Genomic DNA, 20,771 nt, shown 5'->3' on the forward strand with positions numbered 1-20,771 from the left:
CGATGGGGCGGCGACATCCTCAATCGAGGGCCAGGCGGGACGCCTCCACTTCACCGGCAGGCCAGACGACGTCAGCGGAGTCGATCAGCCAGACCGCCTCGTCCACAGTCGCCGCGATGAGCCTGCCGACTTCGGCCGCCCACTCCGGTGAACGGCATTCGAGCAGCAGGTTCGCGGCGAACGGCGGCGCGGGCACGGCGGCCGCGGCCCCGCCGGTCGGCGACCAGTCCTCCCACTCGGCCGAAGCCACTTCGACGGCGTAGAGATTCGTCAACGGCGCATCGGTCCCGTCGCAGTGGATCAGGTCGGCGCTCACTCGGAAACGCCCGTCGCCGGCGAGAGCGCGACGTGCCTTGCCGAACAGTTCCGGGTCGTTCGACACCACCAGGAGGAACGCCGTCACGAGCTTGCGCCTCGGCGACGGCTCAGCCGTTTCCGAAGCGTTCGGCCGCGCGCGCCTTCGCCTTGGCCGCTTCGACCTCCCGGTCTCGCGGGGGCGCCGTGGTCACCAGGGAGTCGAGCAATTCCTGGGATGCGGCGGCGACGGCGGCAACCGCTTTGTCGAAGGCTTCCTGGTTGGCCTGCGATGGCCGCGTGGACCCGCTGAGCTTGCGGACGTATTGGAGCGCCGCCGCGGCGACTTCGTCGCTGGTGGCGGGCGGCTCGAGGTTGAACAGGGTTCGAATGCTGCGACACATGCCTCTAGCGTCGCACGACGCCGGCCGCCACCGACACCTGATGCGGCGGGGCGGCGGCGCTCGGCCCCGGGCCTGCGCTCAGTTTCCCGCCCAGACGTGGCGGGGGATGCGGGAGACGAACTGCTCCACCAGCGCCAGCTGCGCGTCGAGCCGGCCGGCGTCGAGCGCGCTCATGCCCATGAGGTAGCACCAGCCGTTGTCTACGACGAAGCCGACGCGGTTGAGGAAGCCCGAGTCCTGGAGCAGCGGTTCGCCCATCATCCACTCGATGGTCTGCGAGTGCAGCACGTCGAGGCTGAACCGGTCGAGCTGGGAGTGGACGAGGAACTTCTCATTGAACCCGTGGTGCTCCAGCTTCATGTCGCGCAGGCCCCGTCCCTCGACCAGCTTGCTCCCCGGCGGTTTCGGCGCGACGGCCAGGAAGGGAGTGGACCCCGGGAGCCGGACGGCCACCACGGTCCGGAAGACCTCGTCGACGTCCTGCATCTTGCGCTGAATGTGGCGACCGACGAGCAAGTGCATGATGAGGCCGACGACGCCGTCGACATCGTCGTCTCCGGGCTCTGGCCGCAGGTGGTACTGGAACACCACGGCCTGCCGGCCTCCGACGCTGCCGTTCATCACGTGCTCGGCCCTGACCCATTCGGGCGCCTTGATGTTCTCGAAGGTGGCCGACACCTGGGCCCAATGAAGGGTGTGGACGCCGCCCTGCTTCTCGGTAGCCGTGGTCATCTCGCCGAGGGGTGGTCGCGAGCTGATGCCGAGTGCCCGGTCGTCCTGGGCCGCATAGGTGAAGCCGTGCCGGCCCGCCCACTGCGGCAGCAGTGCGCCCTGCTGCTTCAGGATCGGCTTATTGGCCCGCTTCTGCCGCGACACCTTCCAGATCGCCGCGATCATCAGGGCGACGAAGCCGCCCACGCACAGGACCGTGAAGACAATGCTGACAAGTTTGTTCGTATCCATTTACTGCGCATCCGTCTCGACTGCGGGGGGGTGGTGACCGTCCGACAGCGTACAAGGAGGTCGCTTCAATCCGACGGGCGCTCGCGGTCGTCGTGGGCCTTGCCCGCCAATGATTCGACCGCTTCGAGCCAGTAGTGGTGGATCTGGTCGAGACCCGGTATGTCCCGGTCACTCGTGAAGCAGACCGTCGTCGTGTCCATATAGGTCAGTAGGAGCGAGGCGAGCGGGATGCCCTCCGGGGCCCACATGACCGGCGCGATCCTCGTGACCGGGTCGCCTTCGAAGGCGAGCGGTGTCCGCAGGGCGACATTGGAGGCCATGGCCGAGGTGTGGCGGGGCGAGCTCGCGATCTCCAGGGACCTGCGCATGAGCGGGGTGGGCATGTGGTCGTAGAGGCGGCGCAGGGCCTCGCGGAGTCGTGGCGACTTCAGCGAGCGGGTCGATCGGGGCGCCGAGCGCAGACGCTCGGCGGCGGTGATGTCGCCGCCGGGCAGGGCGACCTTCATCATCGCGACCCGGTTCCCGGGCGCATCCGCCTCGGCGGGCCGACGGGTGTTCGCCGGGATCAGCAGCGGCACGGCCGAACCGGTGTACGCGGGTCGCTGCCACCGCGCCGACCAGGTATGGAGGGCGTGGGCGAGCGCCGCCAAGTAGGCGTCGTTGCCGGTGCCGCCGCAGGATTCGGCCGCGGCCTTGAGCGCTTCGGTCGGCACCCGGCACCAGTGCTGCTCGCGCCGACTGGAGAAACGGGAGCCGCGTGACGCCCACATGCCGGTGCGCAGCAATGAGTCCGCGGCGGCGCCGCCCGCCCGGATCCGGTCGCCGAGGCCGATCGACGGCCGTGAGTCGAACCCGTGGTAGGGCGCGGAGGACCGCGCCTTTTCGCCCTCCGATCCGAAGAGGACCTCCAGGGTGTGGAGCAGGCCGGAGGCGTCCTGCAGGGCGTGGTGGACGCGCAGGAAGATCACGTACCGGTCAGGGGCATGCCCGTGCAGCAGATGCATTTGCCAGTGCGGCGCGTCCTCGGGCAGCGGCTCGCTGATGAGCTCCCGGACGGCCCGGTCGATCGCGTCCGGATCGGGTGCGAGAGCCTGCTCCACCACGTACGCATCGAGATCGAGGGCCGCCCGGCGCTGCCAGCGCTTCCCGCCCGGGGCCAGGTAACTGGTCAAGGCGGGCAGGGAGGGCAGCCGCTCGGCAAGATGGGCGGCGACGCGCGCCCGGCCCGGAGGCTTTCCCTCGCAGTGGAGCACCATCCCGATGTGCGGCACCGTCTCCGGCGAGCCGGCCGGCGCGGTCCGCAGCGCCAGATCCATCGCCGTGGGCCGGAAGGTGCTTCGGTTGTCGGAATCGGGGTTGGTCATTTCGGCCCTTCGCGGTCGGGAATGCGGCCTGCCGTCACCGAATACGCGATGGAGGTGCCGTGCTGTTCCTGATTATCAGGCGGGTCGGGACGATGTCGGTGCCGAGACGCGGCGTGGCGTGGTCTTGGATCAGCCGCAGCACCTCTTGGGCGCTCCGCCTTCCCACCTCGGCGAAGTCCTGGTGGACGGTGGTCAGGGGCGGGATGAAGTAGGCGGCGTCGGGGATGTCGTCGAAGCCGACGACGCTGATCTCGTCGGGGACGGCCCTGCCTCGTTCTCCGAAGGCGCGCAGCAGACCGAGAGCCATCTGGTCATTGGCGGCGAACACCGCGGTACAGTCCGGTCGGTCTGCCAGCGCCTGCCCGGCGGCATAGCCGGAGGCGGCCGACCAGTCGCCTTCCACCGGCGGCGGAACGGGCCGCCCGGCCGCTTCGAGCGCGTCGCGCCAGGCCTGGGTGCGCCGCCTGCTCGCGTAGGAGGTGCGGAGGCCGGTCACGTGCCACACGGTCTCGTGTCCGAGCTCGAGCAGGTGCTCGACGGCGGATCGGGTGCCGCCGCCCTGGTCGGAGTCGATCACGCGGTAGCGGTCGGCGGCATCGGAGTCGACTACGACGATGTGGACTCCGGGCGGCAGTTGCACGATGGCCGTGTCGAGCAGTTCGGTCTCGATGAAGACGATGACGGCGTCGACCGCCAGCTCGTCCATCCGCGTGAAGGCTCCCATCATATTGTCCTGAGTGGGCACGTCGATGGGGATCAGAGTGATCGCGTAGCCCGCCTTGGCGGCATACGCGGTGATCGCCTCGACCGTGGTGGTCTTGCCGGTGGCCGTCGGCCTGAAGAGGATCACGCCGATGGTCCTGAACTGCCCGTTCCGCAGGGCCCGCGCGGCGCTGTTGGGCCGGTATCCCAACTGCCGCATCGCGCGCTGCACGTTCTCGCGGGTTGAGGGCGTCACGCTCGCGTGGCCGTTGGCGACCCGCGACACCGTCTGGGTCGAGACGCCGGCGGCCTTGGCGACGTCGGTGATCGATACGCCGTTCCTGCGCAGCCCGCCCGCTCTCCCCGGGCTTCCCGGCTCCACATCGGCCATCGCGTCTCCACTTCCGTCACTTGCGAATCGTCGGTTTCCGGGCGGCCTTTGGACCGGACGCTAACACGCGTGAAACCTTGACCGCACATGTGGCGAATGCCATACTACCGCCAGATGTTGACGTCAACATCGCCCCATCTACTCCCTCATCGCCATAAGACTCTCGAGATCGGTCAAACCCATGCCAACCATCAGTCCCACTGCTTCCCCACCGCCCCGCTCCCGTTCCCTCCGCCGCCTCATCGTCGGCGTCATTTCCGCGATTGCCCTGGTGCCCACCGTGATCCTGGCCAGCGCCTCGCCGGCCGCCGCGGACACCAGCCAGTTCCGGGGCGTGAACTGGGCGGTGCTGGGCGACAACTTCGTCGAGGGCCCCCTGGTCCTCGACAAGCTGAGCCAGTCCGACAGCTACGACACCGTCGTGGCCAAGGCCAACGCCCTCTACGACGGCTTCGAGGAGACCCTCGGGGTCAATACGGTCCGGTTGCCCGTCAACACGCACACCGTCGGCACCTCCTGGTGGGACGCGTATTCGGGCACGATCGACGCCGCCACCGACCGGGGCTTCAAGGTCATCCTCGCCTACTGGGAGGACGGCGCGGCCTCCGGCGGCCGCATCACCGACATGAACGCCTTCAACTCCATGTGGGACACGGTGGTCGCCGAGTACGGCTCCAACGACCTGGTCTACTTCGAGCCGATGAACGAGCCCCACGGCTACTCGGCGTCCGATTGGGCCAACGTCGCCGCCGCCTGGCTGAGCGCTCGCCCCTCGGTTCCCAAGGGCCGCATCCTCATCGGCGGCGCCGGTTACAGCCAGGACGTCAAGCCGATCTGCGCCGACTCCCGCCTGGCCGGCACGCTCCTGTCCTATCACCACTACGCCTTCTTCTACGGCGAGAAGGACTACGCCGGGTGGGTGCAGAGCTTCCGGGACGGCCTCGGCAGCTGCGCCTCGCGCTCCGTCCTCACCGAATTCGGCGCGCCGATGAACAACGGCCTCAACTACGCCGACCCGGGCAGCAGCGAGAACTTCGTCCGGTACATCCGCGCCGTCACCGACACCCAGCGCGAGCTGGGCATGGGATCGACCTACTGGCCCGCATTGGGCGGCAAGACCGGCTCGATCGGCTACGACTGGTACTCGATGTACTCGGTCAGCGGCTCCGGCACCGACCTGAGCGTGAGCATCCGCAACCCCTCAGGCGCCGACCGCATCATGCACGGCTGGGGCGACGGCGGCAGCGCCACCGGAGCGGTCACGCTCACCGCGCGGCACTCGGCCAAGTGCGCCGATGTGGTCAGCGCGTCGTCCGCCAACGGCGCCGAGATCGCGCAGTACAACTGCAATGGGCGCGACAACCAGCGCTGGCAGTTCGAGGATCTCGGCAACGGCTATTTCCGGATCATCGCCCGGCACTCTGGCAAATGCCTCGACGTGGACGCCGCCTCGACCGCCAATAGCGCCAGGGTCATCCAGTGGACCTGCAACGGCGGACAGAACCAGCAATGGCAGGTCCAGGACGCCGGGGGCGGCTACGTCTACCTGGTCGCGCGACATTCGGGCAAGTGCCTGGACGTGCCGGGCCGCGCCACCGCCGACGGCACCCGCCTGACCCAGTACACCTGCAACGGCGGGCAGAACCAGCAGTTCGCACGCAGCACCTGAGCGGCGGCGAGTCGGTTGCACGGAGCGTCGCCGGCAGGCGCCGCACACGCAAAACGCTCGGCTGGGGTTTCCCAGCCGAGCGTCTCGCCTAGCTGCACCCATCTAGCAGCTGGTCTGGTGGCGACAACTCGCCCTATTCGCAGGTCCAGGTGACCGCGTTGAAGATCGCCAGGTCGGCATCGTCCTGACCCATGTAGACGTCTCCGGTGATCAGGGTCCCGTCGGCGCTGATCTCCCGCGCGTACTCCTCCATGGTCCTGTCCTCCGGGGGAATGACCCCGGGCAGCTCCACGACCGTGTCACCGGCCTGGTAGGCCGCGATACTGGGCGTGCCCCGCACCATCCCGGCGACGGTGCCGTCGGCGCTGACCGCCAGCTCGCCGTCGAGAGCGGTCAGCTCCGCGGTGCCCTCGGCCAGGTTCCAGCGGACGCCCTGGGGCTGCGTTCCCGAGCCTGGGATGAAGAACTGGCCGGAAGCCCAGTCGCCGTTGATGTCCGCGGCGATGGAGAATCCCTCGCCCGGCACGCCGCCCTCGGGCGCCGGCAGGATGGAGCCGGTACCGTCGGCGTCCCACGTGTACGCCGTCGCGGTGCCGTTCTCGTTGTAGACGGCCCCGATGATCGTGCCGTCGTCGCCGATGTCATGGGCGACGCCCGAGATCTCGCCGTCCGGCAGCGCCAGCTCGACGGGCCCGGAGCCGTCGGCGGGCCACAGGAGCGGGATGCCGCCGTCGAAGGACGCGCCGCTGCCGACGATGTCGCCGCCCTCGTTGATCCCGTGGGCCCGTCCGTCGTCCCCGGGGAGGGGGAGCTCGGTGAGCGCGCCGTCGCTCCAGACGTAGGGGATTTCACGCCCTTCGCCGTTCGCGTATCCGGTGCCGTTCCCCGAGGAGTTGACGTCCCGGATCCGCGGGTGATCGCCGGGCATGGGCACCTCGGTGACCTCACCGTTGGAATACAGGCGCGGGAACGCGCCGAGCCCGTCGGGATAGCTCTGGTCGAGCGGCAGTGCGTAGTAGGCGATGACGGAGCCGTCGTCGCTCATCCCGCTGACGCGCGTGTGGATGAGGTCCTCGGGGATCGGGAGGGCCTCCATGACGCAGGCCTGCGCCGCGTCGGGCGCGGTCTCCTCGGTCGGCTCGTCGGCCGAGGCGATCTGGACCGAGACCACCGCGGTCGCGCCGGCCGCGGCGATCGCGATCGTGGCGAGCAGCGCCTTGCGGGCCTTGAACCTTCGTCGCACCGTCGTTGGCATCGTTTCGGTTTCCCTTCGGGCAGCGGATTCGTCCGGCATCTACCGGTCTGAGCCACGGTACGACGCGGATTCTCCTCCAGGTGGCGGTCCATTTCGGCCCGCAACTCGCGTCCGACACGACAAAACGCCTGGTGAAATGGCATGACTTGCGGATCGCCGGGTGCGCTTCCCCGCATTGGCGGCCGGCAGACTGCCGGTGTCCCGCCGGTTGCCCGCCTCGAAATCGCCGCGATCCGCTGCTGTACTTGACGCATCTTCGATGAGAAAGCGACCATGTTCAGTCCGATCCAAGCCCTCGTGACTCACGCTGCCGGCGGCAATCCGTGATCCTATTGCCCCGCACCGTGCTCTGGGTGCTGCTGATCAACGCCGTCCCGGTGGCGATGCTCGCCCTCATGGGCGCATTGATCTGGTTCAATACCTGGGCGTTCATCGTCGCTCCCGTCACCGCCGTCAAGATCGCGATCGGCGTCGTGCCGACCGTGCTGGTGCTCGGCCGCGGGCTGTGGGTGCTGTTCTCCAAGAACGACAACTCGGTGCACGGCGTGCCGGTGCGCGAGCACGAGCAGCCGGAGCTGTGGGCGCTCGTCCGCAGGCTCGCCGTGGTCGCGGACACCGCGCCCCCGGACGACATCCATCTGGTCGCGGAGGCGAACGCGTCCGTCCGTGAGGACACCCGGCTGCTCGGCCTGCTCTCCGCCCGGCGGCACATGTTCATCGGCGCCCCGCTGGTCGCCGCGATGAGTTCGGCCCAGCTCGCCGCGGTGCTGACCCACGAGCTCGCGCACTACAGCAATCGGGACACCCGCTTCGCCGGCCTGGCCTACCGCAGCCGCAGCGCGTTCACGCGCACGCTGTCCACGATCAATCGGGGCGACCGCCTCCAGCTGGGGCTGCATTTCCTGCTGCGGCGCTACGGCGCGTTCGTGTTCCGCGCTTCGGCGAAGCTGAGCAGGCGCCAGGAGAGCGTGGCGGACGAGGCGGCCGCGGTCGCCGTCGGTTCGGCGGCCACCGCCTCCGCTTTCCGCGAGCTGGCGCCGATCGCCGAGTCGTGGGACGTGTTCGAGAACAACCACCTGGTCATCGGCTGGGACGCAGGCTATCTGCCGGCCGACGTGTTCGCCGGGTACCGCAAATTGCACGTCTCGCTGCACGACGCCCTGCACGGCCTGCGCACCGATCCGCCGGATACGGCGGATCCGTTCGACTCGCACCCGCCGCTGCGCGAACGGATCCTTGCCATCGACGCACTGGGCGCCGTCGGCACGATCCACGTCCCCGCCACGCACGCGCTCGGCCTGCTGCGCGATCCCCTGCGGCTGCTCGACGCGGCGGTGCTGGCCGACCTGACGCCCGAGGCGCAGTCCAAGCGGCGCGCGGACTGGCCGACACTGATCCGCCTCAGCGGCCTCGGCTCGCTGACCGAGAACACCGACCGCGTGCTGGCCACCGCCGCCCGGATCACCGGGGGACCGCCGACACTACGCACGCTGCTGGACGCGCTCGACGCGGGCCACCTGATCGAACTCGGCGCGGATCCGAACCATGCGGCCAATCCGTCGGACGGCCCACGCGTCCTTCGCGAACGATCCAAACTGATCGTCCATAAGGCACTGTTCGGCGCGGTGGCCGCGGCGCTCACCTCGGCGGGCGCACTGCGCTGGACCGAATCGTGGCCGTCGGTCGGCACCATGCGGCTGGACGAGCGGTATCCGGACTCGCTGCCGGACCTGATCGACGCCGCGGTCGCCGACCGCCCCGACACCTCGCGCCTGCGCGCGCTCCTCGATTCGGTAAGAGACTCACCAGGAAGGCCAGGACATCATGGCGCTGTTGCTAGGTAAGAAGACCAAGGTCCTGATGGCCATGCGAAAGGAGGCCAAGCACCGGGGCCTGTCATGGAAGGCCTACCTCGAATCGACGAACGCCGAAGAACTGATCGCCCTGTGCCAGCAGATCGACCCGACCATCGATCCGGCCGAACTGATCGAGGGCCTGCCCTCCGAGCCGCCCGTCGACGTCACCAAATGGGGCCTGCCGCCCAGGCACGCGCTGCGCACCGACCTGATCAGCCCGGTCCCGGTGATCACCACGGCCGTGACGGCGGCGCGGGCGGGCGACTGGCGACCGGCCGCCCACCTGCTCAATCGCAGCTACGGGGACTGGGCGATGCGCGCCGCCGCGGTGCACGCGCTCGCCGAGACCGTGGCGGACGACCGCACCTGGGTGGAGTCGTGGCGCGCGGCCGGCACCGGCGACGACCGGCACATCGCGGCCGTCGACGCGCAGGGTCTGCTCTGGCTGGCCTGGAAGCTGCGCGGCGACAACAACCACGAGAACACCTCGGCCCAGCAGAGCGAGGCGTTCCTCCAGGTATTGCCGCAGGCGGAGGGTGCGGCGTGGAAGGCGACCGAGCTGGCGCCGGACGACCCGACGCCGTGGACCACGCTCATCACGCTCGCCATGGGCCTCGAATTCGACAATGCCAAGTTCGCCGCGATCTGGCGCGAACTGCTGGTCCGAGACCCGCTGCACCGCAGCGGACACGAGTTCGCGGGGCAGTACTGGTCGGGCTACGGCGAGGGCCGGATGCTCTCCTTCGCGTTCCAGGCCGCCGCCGCGTCCCCGTCGCTCGCCTTCCTGGTCGTCCAGGCGGCGGCCGAGGGCGAGGATGAGAACGAGAACGTATGGAAGATGGCCGAGGTCCACCGCGCGCTCGACGCGATGCTGCACTGGCTCGGCACTCCCCAAGGCGGTGGGGGCGTCGACGCGAGCGCCGACCGCCGCTGGGCGGTATACGGTCTGGTGAGCGCCGGCAGGGGCGCCGAGGCGCTGCCGCTGTTCCAGCAGCTGGGCATCGACGCCTCCGGCACGCCGTGGCATTACTGGGGCGACGCCGCGATCGCCAACTTCGACCGATTCCGGCGCAGGGCCTGCGCCGCCACCCTCGCCTGACCGAAGGACGGCCATGGAAGACATCGTCGCCGGCAATCCGGACCGGACCACCCGAAAATCCAAGCCCCCACCCGGATGGACCCTGCCATTGCGCCCGTTCGGATACCTGCTGGTCGGCCTGGTCTGGCTGGCGATCTGGGGGTTCGTCTTCGCCCTGGGCTGGGGGATCTTGATCTACGGTGTCGTATCCGGTGAACTCACGATCGCAGAGATCACCGAACCCGCCATGGCCTCGGTAAGCCACTTCCTGGCGATGGTCTTCATCGTGGCTCCACTGGTCGTCGTGCTGTTGGGCCCGGTCATCCTGTGGTGGCTGCCGAACGTCTCCTGGCCCCTCGCGGCACTGTCCTTCGTGTACATCGGCCGGTCCCTGCGCCCGTCGTACCGCCACGAGAAGCTGTCGTTCACCGCGTTCGGCGATCAGACCACCTTCGGTCCGCCCACGATCTCGAACGTCTCGCTCTCGCTGCAGCCCGTGCGCAATACGGCGCTGACCCGCTTCCTCATGCGCTTCTACGTGGCCGGCTGGGAGCCCAGCGGCATCGGCTTCCTCGCGATGCTGCCCGCGGGGATCGGCTGGCTGCTGCTCTTCCCCGCCATCGCGAAGGACGTCTCGGCGACCACGAACATCGTGTGCGGCGTGCTCGGGGTCGGACTCGTCGCGTGGTCGTTCGCGTGGGCACTGCGGAGCATGTGGACGCCCGCCAAGGACCATCGCCGCGCCGAGTAGGACCGCCCCGACGAGGCCAGGGCAGCGGCGACACGCCCGTCCGTCCGATCTGCTCGGCGAATGAAAAGCGGAGCCCATCTATCATTGCGGCATGCCCGATCGAGGCTCTGCCACCCACATCAGCCTCCGGCCGCTCCGCGTGCAGGCGATGATGACGCAAGAGGAGCTTGCCTTCAAGTCAGGCGTCGGTACCCGCACGATCCGCGACATTGAGACGGGAAGGGTACGGCCGCAACCGAGGACCCTGCGCCTCCTCGCCGAGGCACTGGACCTGGACGAGGCCGATCTGGCGCTCCTGACCGGGGCGCCGGACGCGACCACGTCCGTGCCCCGGGAACTGCCACGGGCGCTCGTCGGGTTCACCGGCCGGGAGCGGCACCTGGACGAACTCCTCGCCGCCGTCGAGGACGGCGCCGCCCTCGTCGCAGTGCACGGCATGGCCGGCGTCGGAAAGACCTCACTGGCGGTCTGGGCAGCGCACGAACTCGCCCCACGATTCCCCGACGGACAGCTGTTCATGGACCTCCGCGGGTTCACCCACCCGGCCGGCCCGCGCCCGCGCCCGGAGTCGGTGCTGACGCGCGTCCTGCGCAACTTCGGCGTCAGCGAGCAGGCCATCCCCATCGACATGGACGAGCTGACCGCCCGGTACCGCAGCGCCATCGCCGACCGCCGCGTCCTCCTGATGTTCGACAATGCGGCCAGCGCGGAGCAGGTGGAAGCCCTGCTGCCGGGCACGCCGGACAGCCTCGTCCTGGTGACCAGCCGACGCGACCTGTCCGCTTTGGCGGGCGCGCATTCGGTGCCGCTCGAACCACCGCCGATTTGCGAGGCCGTCGCGATGCTCAACGCCGCCGTCGCCGACCGGATCACCGAGGAGGAGGCCACCGCCGTGGCCGAGCGCTGCGGGCGCCTTCCCCTCGCGATGGGCCTGGCGGCGGCCCGACTGCGCAGCCGCCCCCTCTGGCAGGCCGAGGACCTCCTGGTTCGCCTCGCCGACGAGGACCGGCTGCTCGACGAGCTCGACATGGGGCACCGCGGCGTCGCCGCGGCGCTGCGCGCCTCCTACCTCGAACTCGACCCCGAACACCGGCGATTGCTGCGACGGCTCGGTCTCGTCCCTGGCGACGAAATCGACGTCCACGCCGCCGCGGCACTGTGCGATGTGGGCGAAGAGCAGGCATCGGCGATGCTGGAGTCCCTGGTGGACGTCCACCTCGCCGAGACCCGGTCGCCGGGTCGGTACCGGCTGCACGACCTGGTGCGGCTGTTCGCGGCCCGGGTGGCGGGAATGGACGAGGCCGAAGCCGACCTGAACGAGGCGCTGCTCCGGCTCGTCGGCGTCTACCTGCACTTCACGTATCAGGCGGCGGCGCGGGTGCATCCGAACAAGCGCCGCTTCACCGAGGGCGCTACCGCGCACGATATCGGCCTCCCCGGCTTCGCGGGCCAGCCCGACGCCCTGTCGTGGTTCCTGGACGAACGAAGCAATCTGGAGGCCGCCGTGGCCGCGGCGGAGGGCGCCGGAGGGCTCGAACAGGCCTGGCATCTGGCCACGGCGTTCAATGCGTTCTTCGTGCACGACCCCGATGTGGGCCCGCACGCGACCGTCAACCAGATCGCGCTCGACATCGCCCGCCGCACCGGGGACCGCCGCAAGGAGGCATTCACCCTCGGGGACGCGGGACGGCAGTTGCTCGCGGCGGGCAGGCACCGGGAGGCGATCGCGTATCTCGAACTGTCGGTGGCGCTCAAGCGGGACCTGGGCGAGTTCGGCGACGCGGCGCTGACGCTGGCCAATATCGGCGTCCTGTACCGGCGGTCGGGGCGGTTCACCGAGGCGGTGGAAGTGCACGAGTCGGCGCTGGCCCAGGCGGAGGCGGCCGCGGACGTGGCGGCGGCGGCGCTCATCAGGACGAACATGGTGGTTCCGCTGCTGCGGCTCGGACGCTTCGCGGAGGCCGAACGCTGTCTCGCGGCCGCCGAACGCCGACTGGACGTCGGCGACGACCACAATCGCAATCGCATCGAGGTCTTCCGCGGGGTGCTGGTCCGCGAGCACGGTGATCCGGAGGCGGCCGTGGCCATGCACACCGCCTGTCTCGGGGCCTACCAGGGGAAGGACGTCACGGCCGACGTGACCGCGACACTCATCGAGCTGGGCGAGGACCTGCTGCGGCTGGACCGGGGTGGCGAGGCCGCCACCCACCTCGAACGGGCCGTCGAATACGCGGTGACGCTGACCGATCCGTCGCTCGAGCGCTCCGCCCGGAACGGCCTCGGACTCGCACGCGCCCTCTCGGGCGGCGTCGAGGAGGCGATCGCCCACCTCGAGCGCGCGGCGGCCCTGGCCGAGTCCCATGAGGACGCCTACGAGCTCGCGCGGGCCCACCACGGCCTCGCCGATGCCCATGGCCTGCTGGGCGACGCCGCCCTGGAGCGAAAGCACCTGCTCAGCGCCGCAGCGGCCTATGACGCCTGCGGCGTGCCCGAGGCCGCGGTGGTCGCCGCACGACTGGACCGGGTCGAGCAGCGGTGAGGATGCGCCCCGGGGAAACCTCGGCCGTATGGGGAACTACCGATTCTCCACTGCCCATTTTGTGCATTCAGTACGCCTCGTTACCTCCTAATTGGGCCAAACCGACCCAGGTGGCGCGTGAGGCTGGGACCCTCGAAGTCCGGATGACGGTACATCGCAATGAGGAGGGCGTCATGCGCGAATTCTGGGCCGAGCTCGTGGGGACCTTCTGCCTGGTCTTCTTCGCCGTCGGGTCGGCGGTCTACGGCATCGAGACCGAATTCGAACCCGAACTCGCGACCGAGTCCGCCGCGGCCTAGCCTTCGCGCGCCGGCCGGGTCACTCGCTTCGGCGGGCGTTGAGCCGGGCGGCCTGGCGGGTCAGGTGGCCGACCTCGGCGATGTTCGTCGCCTTCTGGGCCGCCTCGACATACAGCCGTGCCGCCGTCACCGGGTCGCCGTCGCGCTCGTGGAGGTACGCCGCCACCGCGGTGTAGCGAGGCAGCGTGTCGTCCAGTTTCGCGAGGGCCGCCAGGCCGGCGCGCGGTCCGTCGGCCTCGCCGACGGCCACCGCGCGGTTGAGCCGGACGACCGGGCTGTCGGTCAGGAGAGCGAGCTCGTCGTACCACTCGACGATCTGCACCCAGTCGGTCTCGTCGGCGGCTTGCGCGTCGGCGTGGAGTGCCGCGATGGCGGCCTGGGCCTGGAACTCCCCCAGCCGGTCGCGGGCGAGGGCCGCTTGGAGGACTTCGACGCCCTCGGCGATCAATGCGGTGTCCCAACGGCCTCGGTCCTGTTCGGCGAGCGGGACCAGGCTGCCGTCGGGCGCGGTTCGTGCCTCGAGTCGGGCGTGGTGGAGCAGCATGAGGGCGAGCAGACCCGCCACCTCGGGGTGGTCGATCCGGGCCGCGAGCTCCCGGGTGAGCCGGATGGCCTCGGCGGCGAGGTCGACGTCGCCGGAGTAGCCCTCGTTGAAGACCAGGTAGAGGACGCGCAGCACCGTGGCGACATCGCCGGGCTGGTCGAACCGCACGCCGGACACGGTGCGCTTGGCCCGGCTGATGCGCTGCGCCATGGTCGCCTCGGGCACCAGGTAGGCCTCGGCGATCTGGCGGGTGGTCAACCCGCCGACGGCGCGGAGCGTGAGCGCGACGGCGGAGGAGGGCGTCAGCGACGGGTGGGCGCACAGGAAGTAGAGCTGGAGCGTGTCGTCCACCGCGGGACCGGGCCCCGGCGGGGGCTCCTCGTCGATGCGGTCCTCGCGATTGCGGCGGGCGGTGTCCGCCCGGGCCTGGTCGAGGAATCGGCGCCAGGCCACGGTGACCAGCCAACCCTTGGGATCGCGCGGCGGGTCGTCGGGCCAGACGCGGATCGCCTCGACCAGGGCGTCCTGCACGGCATCCTCGGCCGCCGCGAAGTCGGCTCCGCGGCGGACGAGGATTCCGAGCACGCTCGGTGTGAGGCTCCGGAGCAGCAGCTCGTTCACCTGGGCGTTCACTCCGTGATCGTGGGAGGCTCGCTCAGGAACGGGCGCAGCTCGAGCCACTCGTGGATCGGCTCCCCGCCGGCGCCCGGGGCGGCCGACAGTTCCCCGGCCAGTTCGAGCGCGCGGTCGTAGGTGTCGACGTCGATGATCATCCAGCCCGCGATGAGGTCCTTCGTCTCGGCGAACGGGCCGTCGGTGATCGGCGGGCGGCCCTCGCCGTCGTACCGGACGAACGTCCCCTCGGGGGCGAGCGCCTCGCCGCCGACGTACTCGCCGGTCTCCTCGAGCCGGTTCGCGAAGTCCCGCATGTACTGGATGTGGGCCGAGACCTCCTCGGGCGTCCACTTGTCCATCGGGACGTCGTTGACCGCCGCCGGGTTGCCGCGGTAGTGCTTGAGCAGCAGGTACTTAGCCATCGTATTTCTCCTCGGTGATGATGCGACCCGTTTGGTCGCGCTCACTACTGGGACGGAGCCGGGTACGGGTTCTCGACATCCGCGACCAATTTTTCTCGGATCTTTTTTCGAGCCTAGACGACCGGCCCTGAGCTGGCATTTCTATCCGGACAGGAAAGAACCCCGCCGGCAATCCGCTTGCAGAGCAAGCAGGAGCCGACGGGGGCTTCCCTGAACTGAATGCGAACTAACTCGCGTAGGTTTCGAATTCGGCGATCTTCGGGGTGCCGTTCGAGCTGGTGATCTCGAAGTTGATCTTGGTCAGGGACGTGGCGGAGAAGGTGATGGTGCCGGCCCCGGTGCCGGAGGCGAGGACGGCGCCGTTGCCGTTGTTCACGAGCCGCCAGGAGCCGATACTGCCCGTGGTGCCCGTGGGCTCGCGGATGACGACTTTGGACACCGTGGTGGCGCTGTCCCACTTGATCGAGACGCGCCCCGTGGAGGACGTCGGCGACCAGTAGGTGCTCATATTGCCGTCGCGGACATTGCCGTAGCTGGTTCCACTGGCCTTGCTGGAGCCGTCGGCGTCGGCACTGAGGCTGAGGTTGGTGCCGCCGGGCTGGCCCGGGTCGGTGGGGCTCGTCGTCGGGTCGGTGGGGTTCGCCGTGGGGCTGGTCGGGCCCGTCGACGGGGTCTGCGAGGAGCAGTTGCCGTCCGAGACCTTGAGACCCTTGTTGGCGCCCGCCGTCTCCGCCACGATGGCCGGCACGCATTCGGCGCGGTCGAGGGGGTACGAGTACGGGATGCTGACGGTCGTGGTCGACGTCGGGTTGGGACCGGCGGGGTAGTTGTCGCTGCCCGGGCTGGACCAGGTCACGTTGTCGAAGATATTGCCGCTGACCTGCCAGGTGCCGCGCAGGTCGGTGTAGAAGGTGCCGAGGACGTCCTTGGAGTCCTCGAAGTAGTTGTTGTCCACCTTGACCTTGGCGCCGACGCGGGAGTTGATGCCCGACTCGACGATGCCCGTGAAGTGGTTGTTGTAGGTGTGGGCCGTGCCGGCCCGCAGCAGCGGTACGCGGGAGTTGAGGTTCTGGTACAGGTTGTGGTGGTAGGTGATGAAGCTGTTAGCGGTGTCGCTGTCGCCGGAGCCGACGAGGCCGCCTCGCTCGGAGTTGCGCAGGATGCTGTACGACAGGGTGACGTACTTGGTGTCGTTCTTCATGTCGAAGAGCCCGTCGTAGCCCTCGGACTCGCCGCCCGAGGCCTCCAGGGTCGTGTGATCGACCCAGACATTGCGGACGCCGCTTTCCATGCCGATGGCGTCGCCGCCGTTGGAAGTGGGCGAACCCGACTTCTTGACGTTCTTGACCGTCACGTTCTGGATGATGATGTTGCTGGCTTCGCGAATATGGATGCCCAGCTGGTCGAAGACGGCTCCACTTCCGACTCCGACGAGGGTGACGTTGCTGATCTGCTTGAGTTCGATGACGCCGTCAGCGGTGTTGCAGCTACCGCCGGACACCTTGCTGGTGTTGCCGTGGTTGATGGTTCCTTCAACCTGGATGATGATCGGCGTGCTGGAGCTGGCCCGGTTGCACAGGGCCGCATGGATCTGGGTGCCCGTGGTCGCCCGCACCGTCTGCCCGCCGGCGCCGCCGGTGGTGCCGCCGTTCTGGGTCGCGTACCCGGTGGCGCCCGTGGTCTGCGCCGACGCGCTGTTCATCGACATGGCGACACCGGCGATGACCACGGCTGCCGTGGCCAGGGCGGTGCCGATTTTAAGACTGATCGACCGTCTCATTGGTTGTTACCTCTCTAGAGGGAGATATTGAGGTATTTCAATGAATCTACGGCAAGGGCTTTCAGGTGGTCAATAGAAACGTGCAACCGATTGCAGAGAATTTTCGACCGACCGCAATGGACGGGCCGCAGCGGCCGACCGGCGCCGAGGTGGCGAGGGTTGCGAGATCTCCGCTCGGGCGGTTCCAATTCGGCGAGTTTCGGTTCGAGGAGGTCCACGGTCACGCCGGACGACGCGAAAATCGAGTTGGCGCTTGAGCTTGTCCCCCATAGCCTCAGGTCATGGAGCTACGGTTCGAAATCGAAGCAGAGCGCTGGCGGGCGTTCGAGGGTGCTCGTCTGGCCGGGGAGGCCTGGACATGGCGGCGGCCGGACGGGAAGCGGTTCGTCTCCTTTGGGGACGGCGCGGCGGTGGAGCTGGCGCGGCGGATCGGCCTGGAGCACGGCGAGGCGTTGTACACCGAGGTCGACTCCGCGGATGCGAAGGCGCTGCGGCTGCTCGGTTCGGTGCCGTTCGTCGGGGATCGGACCGAGCACGTGTGGGAGGTGCCGACGCGCACGGGGTTGTCGCAGGCGCCGCTGGAGGAGTTCGAGGTGTCCTCCCCCGAAGCTCTCGGGCATGACCGGGTCCGGGAATTCGATGACCTGCTGCGGCAGGATTCGCCGGGGTTGTGGGGCTGGGAGTGGACGGCGGAGGACTGGGCGGCCGAGCACGATTCGAACTATGACCCGGCGCTGTATCCGATTGCACTGGAACCGAAGACCGGCGAGCTCGCCGGCATGGCACGGGTATGGCTAAATCCGTCGGGGCCGCGCCTGGGCTTGGTCGCGGTGGCGCGCGGCTTCCGCAGGCGGCGGCTGGGTGCGGCGCTCTTGGCGCGGGTCGGATCGCTCTTGGCGGAGCGCGGGTTCGAGACGATGGCAAGCGAATGCGACGCGTCGAACTCGGCCTCGATCGCGCTGCTGTCCGCGGCGGGCGGACGCCGAGTGGGCAGAACCGTGGAGCTGGTCTACCGGCCCTAAGCGTTTGCGGGCGAGGGTTTCCAGGTAGTCCACCGGGAGGACGAACCGGTGTTCCTCCGTCTTGCCGTTCACGGCGAAGAGCTCCCGCAGGCCCGCCCTGAGCTCCTCCCAGCGCCCCGTCGGCTCCACGGCCGAGCGAATCATGATCCAGGCCGGATTGCCGTTGACGATCTCGTCGACGGCCGCGTCCAGGTCGTCCCACACGACGTCGACCGTGCGGACCGTGAAACTCAGCCGCACCGGCAGGTCCGCGAAGAGCTCGGCGACGTTCTCGGGGCGGGACCACCGCTCGACCGGTGAGACCCCGCCGTTCGGCAGGAACCGCCCGGCCAGCGGGGCCATGGCGCCGAACGCCGATTCGGGGGTCCAGGCCAAGACCGCGATGCGGCCGCCCTTGCGGCACAGGCGGACCAGCTCGGTCGCCATCGCCACCGGGTCGGGCGCGAACATGCACCCGAACGCCGAGGCGACGACATCGAAACCGGCGTCGTCGGCCGGGACGGCCGTCATGTCGGCCTGGATCCACTCGACCGCCGCCCCGGCGTTCTCCGCCCGGACGCGGGCCAGGTCCAGCAGTGCTCCGGCCGCATCCAGCGCGGTGACCTTGGCGCCCGCCTCGGCTGCCTCGATCGCGAACGCGCCTGGGCCGCAGGCGAGATCGAGTACTTCGTTTCCGGGCCTGGTGTACGTCTCGGCCAGTCGCACGCTCGCCTCCGCCCAGCGGTCGCCCGCGGCGGCGTAGTCGCCCTTACTCCAGAATTCTCCGGGTTGCATTGCCGTTCCCATCGATAGGTGCTCAGGCGTGTACGTGGGCGGTGTGGTCTGGGAACAGGGCCAGGTCCCATTCCGGGAACGGGTCGGAGGCGAGCGGTTCGGCCGCGGCGTCCTGGAGCACGGTCAGGCAGGCGGTGAGGCGCTTGTGCAGGGCGTCGTGGTCGAGGTCGACGCCGATGAAGACCAGCTCCTGGCCCTGGCCGGCGTTGCGTGACGCGTAGGGCTCGAAGCGGGCCACCGAACCGGCCTGCGACCACAGCCCGAGCGCGCCGGGACGGGACGCGAGCCAGAAGAACCCCTTGGATCGCAGGATCTGCCCGAAGCCGCCGCCGTCCATCTGGGACACGAACTCCCAGAGCCGCTCGGCGTGGAAGGGCCGTTCGGAGCGGAACAGCAGGCTGGAGATCCCGTACTCCTCGGTCTCGGGGACGTGGTCGCCGTTGATCTCCTTGACCCAGCCCGGCGCGCCCTCGGCGCGGGCCAGGTCGAAGCGGCTGGTGCCGACGATCGCGGCGGAGTCGATGCGCCCGAACGTGGTCCGGTGCACCGCCGCTTCGGGGTTCATTCTCCGCAGCGCCGCCTCGATGCGGTCGGCCTCGGCCCCGGTCACCAGGTCGGTCTTGTTGAGCAGGAACACGTCCGCGAACTCGACCTGGTCCACCAAGAGGTCGGTGACGGTCCGGTCGTCGTCCTCATAGGCCGCCAGGCCGCGGGACTCCAGGTCGTCCCCCTGCGCCAGTTCGGCGAGGAAGTTCGGGGCGTCGACCACGGTGACCATGGTGTCGAGCTCGGTCAGGTCCGACAGTGGCCCGGTCTCGGTCTCCCCGAAGGCGAACGTGGCGGCCACCGGCATCGGCTCGGAGATCCCGGTCGACTCGACCAGCAGGTAGTCGAAGGCGCCCTCCCGCGCCAGCCGGGCCACCTCGACCAGCAGGTCCTCGCGCAGCGTGCAGCAGATGCAGCCATTGCTCAGCTCGACAAGGCGCTCCTCGGTGCGCGAGAGCGCGGCGCCGTCGCGCACGAGTTCGGCGTCGATATTGATCTCGCTCATGTCATTGACGATCACCGCGACCCGCATGCCGTCCCGGCGCGCGAGCACGTGGTTGAGCACGGTGGTCTTCCCGGCCCCGAGAAAGCCGGACAGCACGGTGACGGGCAGCTTGCGCAAGGTTCCTCCGCGGAGTGGATACCGATCGATCCACCGACCCTACCATTAATGAAAATGATTGCCGATAAGGCAGAGATGTGATCAGAGCGCCGTCGGGACCCTCGTCGTCAGGAGACCCACGTGGCCGGCTCCCGGGGCACCGACGCCGAACGCCCCGCTTCGCAAGCGGGGCGTTCGTCACGCGATTGCGTCGTCGTCAGCTGGTCAGTCCCAGTTGGCGCATGAAGTCCGCTTCGTCGAAGTAGAGATGATGTTCGGTGATCATGCCGTCTTCGACGGTCGCCACGTCACAGCTGCGGAGCTTGACCTGCTTGCCGGTCGCCTCGATCGTCGCACCGTCAGGCCCTTTCATCGCCCCGGTGTTGGTGCCGATGAAGAATCCCTCGTCGACGGCCTTGCCGTCGCTTTCGAGCTTGCTGATCGCCTCGTAGTGGCCGTCCGGGAAGCCGTCCATCATTCCGTGCCAGTACTCGGATATCTGATCGCGGCCCCGGATCTCCCCCATGTCAGGCGTCGCCAGCACGGCATTCTCAGCGTAGAACTGTGCCGCCGAGTCGACGTCGTGCCTCTCGATCGCGGTCTCGGTCAGCCGGTCCATCATTTCTCTTGCTTGGCCCATGGCCTCCACCTCCTCGACCCGATTATCTAGGCTTCATCGAACTCGTTGGTGCCCTTGGGAGAATCGACGGGTTCACGCTCGCCTCCACGATATTCATGTGCCGAATTGCCCCTGTCGGCCGCGAAGTCCGCTTCCGAGCGAAATGCTCGTCCAGGAAGGAACAGCGCGAACAATGCGCGCAGTGCTTTCAGTTGCTGAACAGACCGAAGGCGCGTCCCTACGGGACTATTCCGATAACGGTGTAACTGGTCGGGAGGGGACC

At 69.0% G+C, this 20,771-nt stretch carries 20 protein-coding genes and 1 pseudogene; 7 read left to right on the plus strand and 14 right to left on the minus strand.

The window, feature by feature from the left end; all coding sequences use genetic code 11:
- Nucleotides 1–19 precede the first annotated feature (19 nt).
- The 5 genes from FAB82_RS08350 to FAB82_RS08370 form a co-directional block, all read right to left on the minus strand.
- Entirely contained in the window at nt 20–403 is a 384-nt protein-coding gene (locus FAB82_RS08350; protein WP_136534089.1) for a hypothetical protein, read from the minus strand.
- A gap of 22 nt (nt 404–425) precedes the next feature.
- Complete coding sequence (locus FAB82_RS08355; protein WP_136534090.1) at nt 426–698, minus strand: DUF2277 domain-containing protein; 273 nt, start codon at nt 696–698, stop codon at nt 426–428.
- Nucleotides 699–776: 78 nt separating this feature from the next.
- A complete protein-coding gene (locus tag FAB82_RS08360) occupies nt 777–1,661 on the minus strand; it encodes a hypothetical protein (RefSeq protein ID WP_136534091.1) in 885 nt (294 codons plus the stop codon).
- A gap of 65 nt (nt 1,662–1,726) precedes the next feature.
- Nucleotides 1,727–3,025, minus strand: coding sequence for a WS/DGAT domain-containing protein (locus FAB82_RS08365; RefSeq protein ID WP_136534092.1), 1,299 nt, complete (start codon nt 3,023–3,025; stop codon nt 1,727–1,729).
- Nucleotides 3,026–3,059: 34 nt separating this feature from the next.
- Nucleotides 3,060–4,118 carry a LacI family DNA-binding transcriptional regulator gene (locus tag FAB82_RS08370; RefSeq protein WP_136534093.1) on the minus strand — a complete coding sequence of 353 codons (1,059 nt, stop codon included), beginning with the start codon at nt 4,116–4,118 and terminating at the stop codon, nt 3,060–3,062.
- Nucleotides 4,119–4,299: 181 nt separating this feature from the next.
- Here FAB82_RS08370 and FAB82_RS08375 point away from each other — a divergent pair, with 181 nt between their 5' ends.
- The gene (locus FAB82_RS08375) at nt 4,300–5,787 is read left to right on the plus strand and encodes an RICIN domain-containing protein (protein ID WP_136534094.1); all 1,488 of its coding nucleotides are present in this window, start codon (nt 4,300–4,302) and stop codon (nt 5,785–5,787) included.
- 133 nt (nt 5,788–5,920) lie between these two features.
- Here FAB82_RS08375 and FAB82_RS08380 read toward each other — a convergent pair whose 3' ends face one another.
- Entirely contained in the window at nt 5,921–7,030 is a 1,110-nt protein-coding gene (locus tag FAB82_RS08380) for a hypothetical protein (protein ID WP_136534095.1), read from the minus strand.
- 335 nt (nt 7,031–7,365) lie between these two features.
- Here FAB82_RS08380 and FAB82_RS08385 point away from each other — a divergent pair, with 335 nt between their 5' ends.
- The 5 genes from FAB82_RS08385 (at nt 7,366) to FAB82_RS28350 (ending at nt 13,565) form a co-directional block, all read left to right on the plus strand.
- Entirely contained in the window at nt 7,366–8,886 is a 1,521-nt protein-coding gene (locus FAB82_RS08385; protein WP_136534096.1) for a M48 family metallopeptidase, read from the plus strand.
- Nucleotides 8,867–9,997 carry a hypothetical protein gene (locus FAB82_RS08390; RefSeq protein ID WP_136534097.1) on the plus strand — a complete coding sequence of 377 codons (1,131 nt, stop codon included), beginning with the start codon at nt 8,867–8,869 and terminating at the stop codon, nt 9,995–9,997. The genes FAB82_RS08385 and FAB82_RS08390 overlap by 20 nt, the downstream gene beginning before the upstream one ends.
- A gap of 13 nt (nt 9,998–10,010) precedes the next feature.
- A complete protein-coding gene (locus FAB82_RS08395) occupies nt 10,011–10,727 on the plus strand; it encodes a hypothetical protein (protein ID WP_136534098.1) in 717 nt (238 codons plus the stop codon).
- Between the two features lie 91 nt (nt 10,728–10,818).
- Nucleotides 10,819–13,266 (plus strand): ATP-binding protein, encoded by a 2,448-nt coding sequence (locus FAB82_RS08400; protein WP_136534099.1) that lies wholly within the window; start codon nt 10,819–10,821, stop codon nt 13,264–13,266.
- Nucleotides 13,267–13,439: 173 nt separating this feature from the next.
- Nucleotides 13,440–13,565, plus strand: a complete 126-nt coding sequence (locus FAB82_RS28350) for a hypothetical protein (protein WP_281276880.1) — start codon at nt 13,440–13,442, stop codon at nt 13,563–13,565.
- Between the two features lie 19 nt (nt 13,566–13,584).
- Here FAB82_RS28350 and FAB82_RS08405 read toward each other — a convergent pair whose 3' ends face one another.
- The 4 genes from FAB82_RS08405 to FAB82_RS26985 form a co-directional block, all read right to left on the minus strand.
- Complete coding sequence (locus tag FAB82_RS08405; protein WP_136534106.1) at nt 13,585–14,730, minus strand: RNA polymerase sigma factor; 1,146 nt, start codon at nt 14,728–14,730, stop codon at nt 13,585–13,587.
- 8 nt (nt 14,731–14,738) lie between these two features.
- A complete protein-coding gene (locus FAB82_RS08410) occupies nt 14,739–15,146 on the minus strand; it encodes a YciI family protein (protein WP_136534100.1) in 408 nt (135 codons plus the stop codon).
- A gap of 226 nt (nt 15,147–15,372) precedes the next feature.
- Nucleotides 15,373–16,926 carry a pectate lyase family protein gene (locus FAB82_RS08415; RefSeq protein ID WP_136534101.1) on the minus strand — a complete coding sequence of 518 codons (1,554 nt, stop codon included), beginning with the start codon at nt 16,924–16,926 and terminating at the stop codon, nt 15,373–15,375.
- 287 nt (nt 16,927–17,213) lie between these two features.
- Nucleotides 17,214–17,546, minus strand: a complete 333-nt coding sequence (locus tag FAB82_RS26985; RefSeq protein ID WP_168801494.1) for a hypothetical protein — start codon at nt 17,544–17,546, stop codon at nt 17,214–17,216.
- Between FAB82_RS26985 and FAB82_RS28825 the strand changes: the two genes are divergently transcribed.
- The gene (locus FAB82_RS28825) at nt 17,520–17,948 is read left to right on the plus strand and encodes a GNAT family N-acetyltransferase (protein ID WP_425461578.1); all 429 of its coding nucleotides are present in this window, start codon (nt 17,520–17,522) and stop codon (nt 17,946–17,948) included. The two genes, FAB82_RS26985 and FAB82_RS28825, sit on opposite strands and share 27 nt — an antisense overlap.
- Before the next feature lie 381 nt (nt 17,949–18,329).
- Here FAB82_RS28825 and FAB82_RS28830 read toward each other — a convergent pair.
- The 4 genes and pseudogenes from FAB82_RS28830 to FAB82_RS27470 form a co-directional block, all read right to left on the minus strand.
- Nucleotides 18,330–18,734 (minus strand): annotated as a pseudogene (locus FAB82_RS28830) (class I SAM-dependent methyltransferase); the annotation flags it as partial.
- A 10-nt stretch (nt 18,735–18,744) separates the two neighbouring features.
- Entirely contained in the window at nt 18,745–19,890 is a 1,146-nt protein-coding gene (locus FAB82_RS08430) for a GTP-binding protein (RefSeq protein WP_246039512.1), read from the minus strand.
- Between the two features lie 196 nt (nt 19,891–20,086).
- Entirely contained in the window at nt 20,087–20,509 is a 423-nt protein-coding gene (locus FAB82_RS08435; protein ID WP_136534105.1) for an ester cyclase, read from the minus strand.
- A 26-nt stretch (nt 20,510–20,535) separates the two neighbouring features.
- On the minus strand, nt 20,536–20,771 hold a 236-nt coding region (locus tag FAB82_RS27470; protein ID WP_211116463.1), incomplete at its 5' end, for a hypothetical protein.

Origin of the sequence: Glycomyces buryatensis (genome assembly GCF_004912275.1) — a bacterium.
GTDB classification, from domain to species: Bacteria; Actinomycetota; Actinomycetes; order Mycobacteriales; family Micromonosporaceae; genus Glycomyces; species Glycomyces buryatensis.

Bases quoted from the DNA above. Each gene is read 5' to 3' on its own strand.
- FAB82_RS08355 (WP_136534090.1), bottom strand. From the start codon at position 698: ATGTGTCGCAGCATTCGAACCCTGTTCAACCTCGAGCCGCCCGCCACC.
- FAB82_RS08360 (WP_136534091.1), bottom strand. From the start codon at position 1,661: ATGGATACGAACAAACTTGTCAGCATTGTCTTCACGGTCCTGTGCGTG.
- FAB82_RS08395 (WP_136534098.1), top strand. From the start codon at position 10,011: ATGGAAGACATCGTCGCCGGCAATCCGGACCGGACCACCCGAAAATCC.
- FAB82_RS08435 (WP_136534105.1), bottom strand. From the start codon at position 20,509: ATGGGCCAAGCAAGAGAAATGATGGACCGGCTGACCGAGACCGCGATC.
- FAB82_RS08410 (WP_136534100.1), bottom strand. From the start codon at position 15,146: ATGGCTAAGTACCTGCTGCTCAAGCACTACCGCGGCAACCCGGCGGCG.
- FAB82_RS08400 (WP_136534099.1), top strand. From the start codon at position 10,819: ATGCCCGATCGAGGCTCTGCCACCCACATCAGCCTCCGGCCGCTCCGC.
- FAB82_RS28350 (WP_281276880.1), top strand. From the start codon at position 13,440: ATGCGCGAATTCTGGGCCGAGCTCGTGGGGACCTTCTGCCTGGTCTTC.
- FAB82_RS08390 (WP_136534097.1), top strand. From the start codon at position 8,867: ATGGCGCTGTTGCTAGGTAAGAAGACCAAGGTCCTGATGGCCATGCGA.
- FAB82_RS08365 (WP_136534092.1), bottom strand. From the start codon at position 3,025: ATGACCAACCCCGATTCCGACAACCGAAGCACCTTCCGGCCCACGGCG.
- FAB82_RS08375 (WP_136534094.1), top strand. From the start codon at position 4,300: ATGCCAACCATCAGTCCCACTGCTTCCCCACCGCCCCGCTCCCGTTCC.
- FAB82_RS26985 (WP_168801494.1), bottom strand. From the start codon at position 17,546: ATGCCCGAGAGCTTCGGGGGAGGACACCTCGAACTCCTCCAGCGGCGC.
- FAB82_RS08370 (WP_136534093.1), bottom strand. From the start codon at position 4,118: ATGGCCGATGTGGAGCCGGGAAGCCCGGGGAGAGCGGGCGGGCTGCGC.
- FAB82_RS08415 (WP_136534101.1), bottom strand. From the start codon at position 16,926: ATGAGACGGTCGATCAGTCTTAAAATCGGCACCGCCCTGGCCACGGCA.